This is a genomic window from Delftia sp. ZNC0008, from assembly GCF_000799035.1.
GTDB classification, from domain to species: domain Bacteria; phylum Pseudomonadota; class Gammaproteobacteria; order Burkholderiales; family Burkholderiaceae_C; genus Comamonas; species Comamonas tsuruhatensis.
On the sequence record NZ_JTKZ01000913.1, the window covers coordinates 1 to 4324 of the forward strand.

Below are 4324 nucleotides of genomic sequence, written 5' to 3' on the forward strand. Positions count from 1 at the left end.
CCGCATGCAGGCCGAGGCATTGATGAAGGCCATCGGCGGCAAGGGCAATATCGTCGTCATCGAGGGGCCCATAGGCCAGTCGGCACAGATCGAGCGGGCGCGCGGCAATGACGAGGTGCTGGCCCGCCACAAGGACGTGAAGGTGCTGGCGCGCAAGACCGCCAACTGGTCGCGCGCCGAATCCATGGGACTGATGGAGAACTGGCTGACCGCATTCCCGGGCCAGATCCAGGGCGTGATCGCCCAGAACGACGACGAGGCCCTGGGCGCGGTACAGGCCATCAAGACCAAGGGCATCGATATCAAGACCATCCCGGTGGTGGGCGTGGACGGCGTGGCCGCCGCCATCACGGCCGTCAAGCGCGGGGAGATGACCACCAATTTCCAGGATGCCCAGGCCCAGGCGCAGGGCGCGCTGGATGTGCTGCTGCGCCAGCTTGTCGGCCCGTCCTACCGGCCGCGCTCGGTGGTATGGAGCGAGTATGCCCAGGCCATGCCCTGGGGCGATGGCACGGCCAAATCCTACGAGGTGCCCTGGACCGCCATCGTGCCCGCCAATGCCGACGCCTTCTTGCAGAAGGTGCGCAAATGAGCGCCGCCGGCCTGGAGCGGGACTTCGACGGCCGCACGGCCCTGGTCACCGGCGGCGCGGGCGGCATCGGCCTGGCGATTGCCCGGCAGCTCGCCCAAGGCGGTGCGCGTGTCGTCCTGCTGGACCTGGAGCGGCAGGCACTGGACGTGGCCGCTGCCAGCCTGGCGGAGCCCAGGCGCCACCTGGCGCTGGCGGTGGATGTGACCAGGCCCGAGGGCGTGGAGCAGGCGGTGGCCACGGTGCTGGAGGCCACGGGCCGCATCGACATCCTGGTCAACAGCGCCGGCGTGGCGCTGCTGGAGCCGGCCGGCGAAATCAGCGAGGCGGCGTGGGAGCGCACGCTGGCGGTCAACCTCACGGCGCCGCTGCTGCTGGCCCAGGCGGTGGCCCCGGCCATGCGCCGCCAGCGCCACGGCCGCATCATCAACCTGGCCTCGCAGGCCAGCGTGGTCGCGCTCCGGCGCCATGCCGCCTATTGCGCCAGCAAGGCGGGCCTGGTAGGGCTGACGCGCGTGCTGGCGCTGGAGTGGGCGACGGACGGCATTACCGTCAACGCCATCTCGCCGACCGTGGTGGACACGCCGCTGGGCCGCAAGGCCTGGGCCGGGCAGGTGGGGGAGGTCATGCGGGCACTCATCCCCACGGGCCGCTTTGCGCAGCCCGAGGAGGTGGCGCGGCTGGCCGTGTTCCTGGCCGGTACGCACGCCGGCATGCTGACAGGCGAGAACATCGTCATCGACGGGGGCTACTCCATCCAGTGAGCGGCCTGCCGGCCCCACGCCTTTCTTCCATCAACGCGGGAGTCCTCCATGACGAATCTTCAAGCCGCATCTTCGCCGCCGCTCTTGGGGCGGCGCGCGCTGGACCTGCGCAGCCTGCGCGAGCGCTACGGCGTGGTCATCGCGCTGGTTGCACTGTGCGCGGCGCTGGCGCTGGCCAACCCCCATTTCATGACCTGGGGCAACTGGGCCGACATCCTGCGCCAGACCTCCATCAACGGCATCCTGGCCATCGGCATGACGTGCGTGGTGCTGACGGCGGGCATCGACCTGTCGGTGGGCGCCATCCTGGCGCTGGCCGGCATGGTCGGCGCCTGGCTGGCGGCCGATGGCCAGGGGCTGGCGGTGAGCGTGGGCGCCGGGCTGGGCGTGGGCATGCTGCTGGGCGGCGTCAACGGCCTGCTGGTGGCCTGGTTCGCGGTGCCGCCCTTCGTGGCCACGCTGGGCATGCTCAGTGCGGCGCGCGGCCTGACCTACATCTACAACGACGGCATGCCGGTGTCCGAGCTGCCCGACGGCTTTCTTGCCATCGGCGCCGGCCAGCTGGGACCCGTGCCCATGCCCATCGTGATCTTTGCCGTTGCCGTCGCGGTGTTCGTCTTCGTGCTGCGCTACACCGTGTATGGCCGCTACATCTACGCCGTGGGCGGCAACCTGCGCAGCGCCAAGACCAGTGGCATCAACACCCGCGCCATCGTGCTGCTGGTCTATGTGGTCAGCGGCCTGCTCGCGGGACTGGCCGGCATTTTGCTGGCGTCGCGCACCACGGCGGCGCTGCCGCAGGCCGGCGTGTCCTACGAGCTGGACGCCATCGCGGCCGTGGTGATCGGCGGCACCAGCCTGTCGGGCGGCACGGGCAGCCTGGGCGGCACGGTCGTCGGCGCGCTGCTCATCGGCGTGATCAACAACGGGCTGAACCTGCTGGGCGTGTCCTCGTACTACCAGCAGCTGATCAAGGGCGTGATCATCGTCGGCGCCGTGCTGCTCGACAGTTCGCGCCGCAGGGCATGAAGCGCTGCGCCCACGTCCTGTCCACCATCTGCAACCCGGGAGAATTCCATGCAAAACACCCTGCCTGACGCCGCCGATACGAACATGCTGGCCGTGGTATGCCACGGCCCCAGGGATTACCGGCTCGAACGCGTCGCGCGTCCGCAGGCCGGGCCGCGCGAGCTGGTCATCCGCGTGGCTTCCTGCGGCATTTGCGCGGGCGACTGCAAATGCTGGGCTGGCGCGCCGCGCTTCTGGGGAGATCCGGAAAAAGGCCGCCCCGCCTATGTGCGCCCGCCGGTGATCGCGGGCCACGAGTTCTGGGGCCATGTGGTGCAGGTGGGCGAGGGCGCGCAGGAGCACCACGGCGTGCAGCTGGGTGACCGGGTGATCGCCGAGCAGATCGTGCCCTGCCATGCCTGCCGCTATTGCAGGACCGGCTTTCGTTGGATGTGCGAGGTACACGATGTCTACGGCTTCCAGGGCCAGGTGGCCGATGGCGGCATGGCCGAGTACATGCGCCTGTCCGCCCGCGCCGTGGTGCACCGGATTCCCGAGAGCGTGGCCTTCGAGGATGCGGCCATCACCGAGCCGCTGTCCTGCGCCATCCATGCCGTCAACCGCGGCGACATCCAGCTCGATGATGTGGTGGTCATCGCCGGCGCGGGCACGCTGGGCCTGCTCATGGCCCAGGTGGCGCGCCTGAAGACGCCGCGCCGGCTGGTGGTCATGGACCTGTCGGACCAGCGCCTGGCGCTGGCACGCCGCTGCGGCGCCGACGTGACCATCAACCCCGCGCGCGAGGATGCCCGCGCCATCGTGCACGCACTGACCGACGGCTATGGCTGCGATGTGTACATAGAGACCACGGGCGCGCCCTCGGGCGTGACGCAGGGGCTGGACCTGGTGCGCAAGCTCGGCCGCTTCGTGGAGTTCAGCGTCTTCGGGCGCGAGACCACGGTGGACTGGTCCATCATCGGCGAGGAAAAGGAGCTGGACCTGCGCGGCGCCCACCTGAGCGCCCATTGCTACCCCATCGCCATCGACCTGCTGGCGCGCGGGCTGGTCACCTCCGAGGGCATCGTCACCCACCGCTATGCGCTGTCGGACTGGGAGAGCGCCATCCGGGTGGCCGATTCCATGGACTCGGTCAAGGTCCTGCTGCTGCCCCACGCTGGCGAGGCCCGGTGAGCGGCGCTACACTGCGCGCCTTTCCCGGCACCCTTGGAGGCACCCTTGACTGAAAGCGACCTGACGCGACTGGCGACCCTGTACTACGTCGATGGATGCACGCAGGACCAACTGTCCAAGGAGTTCGGCATCTCGCGCGCCACCGTCGGGCGGCTGCTGCGCCGCGCGCAGGAAGAGGGCATCGTCGAGATCCGCGTGCGGCCGCATTCGCTGGTGTCCGCCGACCTGGAGCGGCAGCTGACCGAGCGCTTTCACATCAAGCGCGCGCTGATCGCGGTGGACCACAAGGATGCCGACCGGCAGCGCGAACTGCTGGCAGGGCTGGTGGCCAGCGAGCTGGAGCGCATCCTGGTCGACGGCTCCATCGTGGCCGTGGGCATGGGGCGCAACGTGTCCTCGGTCTCCGAGCACGCCCTGTCCGCCACACGGCGGGAGTGCCACTTCGTCAGCGCCATCGGCGGCTCCTACCGTGGCGGGGAGGCGATGAACGCCGACCACATCGCGCGCCGCCTGGCCGCGCGCTTTGGCGGCAAGTCCGAATCGCTCTATGCGCCGGCCCTGGTGGGCGATCCGCAACTGCGCAAGGCGCTGCTGGACAACGACACCGTCAGGCACACCCTGGACAAGGCGCGCCGCGCCGACATCGCCCTCATCGGTGTGGGCGATGTCAGCGTGGACAGCAACATGGCCCGCATGGGCTGGTTTTCCGCGCAGGAGATCTCGGAGGCCCGCCGCGCGGGCACGGTGGGCGACATGATGGGCTACGACTTCA

Annotated in this window: 5 protein-coding genes; all 5 read left to right on the forward strand. The window is 69.8% G+C overall.

Annotation, left to right across the window (positions count from 1 at the left end):
* On the forward strand, positions 1-592 hold a 592-nt coding region (locus L995_RS29510), incomplete at its 5' end, for a substrate-binding domain-containing protein (protein WP_047474992.1).
* On the forward strand, positions 589-1353 hold the full coding sequence (locus L995_RS29515; RefSeq protein WP_047474994.1) for a GolD/DthD family dehydrogenase: 765 nt from the start codon (positions 589-591) through the stop codon (positions 1351-1353). The genes L995_RS29510 and L995_RS29515, both read left to right, overlap by 4 nt.
* Positions 1354-1401: 48 nt before the next feature.
* Positions 1402-2382: an ABC transporter permease gene (locus L995_RS29520; protein WP_047474996.1), complete on the forward strand. Its 981-nt coding sequence runs from the start codon at positions 1402-1404 to the stop codon at positions 2380-2382.
* Between the two features lie 48 nt (positions 2383-2430).
* Positions 2431-3552: an alcohol dehydrogenase catalytic domain-containing protein gene (locus L995_RS29525; protein ID WP_047474998.1), complete on the forward strand. Its 1122-nt coding sequence runs from the start codon at positions 2431-2433 to the stop codon at positions 3550-3552.
* 45 nt (positions 3553-3597) lie between these two features.
* A partial coding sequence (locus L995_RS29530) for a sugar-binding transcriptional regulator (protein WP_047475001.1) occupies positions 3598-4324 on the forward strand: 727 nt, incomplete at its 3' end.